At 64.3% G+C, this 1,654-nt stretch carries 2 protein-coding genes; both read left to right on the top strand.

Annotation, left to right across the window (positions count from 1 at the left end; all coding sequences use genetic code 11):
• Positions 1–178, top strand: a 178-nt coding sequence (locus EOA22_RS32840) for a cupin domain-containing protein (RefSeq protein ID WP_164756149.1), incomplete at its 5' end; no start/stop codon positions are given.
• A 20-nt stretch (positions 179–198) separates the two neighbouring features.
• Positions 199–1,654, top strand: a 1,456-nt coding sequence (locus EOA22_RS32835; RefSeq protein ID WP_127390565.1) for an FAD-dependent oxidoreductase, incomplete at its 3' end; no start/stop codon positions are given.

The raw sequence follows: 1,654 nt of genomic DNA, 5'->3' as shown, positions 1-1,654 counted from the left end.
GCCGAACGAGGAAGCCGGATACGTCGCGTCCGGACTGTTCGACATCGAGATCGGAGGTGTCTGGCATCGGCTTGGCGAGGGCGACTCCTTTCGCTTCGAAGGCAAGCCCTACCGCTGGCGCAATCCGGGTGCCGAGCCGGCAATTGTCATCTGGGTGGTTTCACCACCCGTCTATTGAGTTCAAGTTTGGAGAAGAACATGGCGGGTTTGCCGAGCACGGCGCGCGTGGTGATCATCGGAGGCGGCGCCGTCGGCACCTCCGCGCTCTATCATCTCGCCAAGGCGGGCTGGACCGACTGCGTGCTGCTCGAGAAGAACGAGCTGACCTCCGGCTCGACCTGGCATGCCGCCGGCAACGTGCCGACCTTCTCCTCGTCCTGGTCGCTGATGAACATGCAGCGCTATTCGACCGAGCTTTATCGCGGGCTGGCCGACGCGGTCGACTACCCCATGAACTATCACGTCACCGGCTCGCTTCGCCTTGCCCACTCGCTCGAGCGCATGCAGGAATTCCAGCGCGCCAAGGGCATGGGCCTCTACCAGGGTATGGACATAGACATTGTCGGTGTCGACGAGATCCAGCGTCGCTATCCCTTCATCGAGACGCATGAGCTGAAAGGCGCGCTCTACGACCCGAGCGACGGCGACATCGATCCGGCGCAACTCACCCAGGCGCTGGCCAAGGGTGCGCGCGACATGGGCGCGAAGATCATCCGCTTCTGCCCGGTCACAGGCGTGCGCCGCGAGAACGACGACTGGGTGGTCGAGACGGCACAGGGTGAGATCCGCTGCGAGATCGTCGTCAATGCCGCCGGCTACCGCGCCGCCGAAGTCGGCCGGATGTTCGGCCGCGACGTGCCGATGATGGTGATGAGCCATCAGTACATTCTGTTCGAGGAGATCCCCGAACTCGCGGCATGGTCGAAGGAACAAGGCAAGAAGCTGCCGCTGCTGCGCGACGTCGACACCTCCTACTATCTGCGCCAGGAGAAGAACGGCATGAATCTCGGCCCCTATGAGCGCAATTGCCGCGCGCATTGGGCCAGCCACAATGACCCGATGCCGGAGGACTTTTCCTTCCAGCTGTTCCCCGATGATCTCGACCGGCTGGAACATTATCTGGCCGACGCCGTCGCCCGCGTGCCGATCCTTGGCACGGCCGGCCTGTCCAAGGTGATCAACGGGCCGATCCCCTATACGCCGGACGGCAATCCGCTGATCGGCCCGATGCCCGGCGTTCCCAATGCCTTCGAGGCCTGCGTCTTCACCTTCGGCATTGCCCAGGGTGGCGGCGCCGGCAAGGTGCTGGCCGAATGGGTGACCGAGGGCCGGACCGAATGGGACATGTGGTCGTGCGACCCGCGCCGCTTCACTTCCTATGCCGCGGCGCCGGACTATTGCGTCGCCAAGGGCATGGAGATCTACGGCAACGAATACGCCATCCAGTTCCCGCGCCATGCCTGGCCGGAGGGCCGCGACCGCAAGCTGTCGCCGATCCACGATCGCATCAAGGCGCTCGGAGGCCGCTTCGACGCCTATAATGGCTGGGAGCGTGCCACCTGGTACGCGCAGGACGGCGATGACATCTCCGAGGAAGCCACGCTGACCTTTCGCCGCGACGGGCCATGGCAGCATCGTGTGCGCGAAGAATGCC

This window comes from Mesorhizobium sp. M7A.F.Ca.US.014.04.1.1 (assembly GCF_003998745.1).
Lineage (GTDB): Bacteria > Pseudomonadota > Alphaproteobacteria > Rhizobiales > Rhizobiaceae > Mesorhizobium > Mesorhizobium ciceri.
The sequence above is the reverse complement of the archived record's forward strand: the minus strand, read 5'-3'. Positions and strand labels throughout refer to the sequence as shown.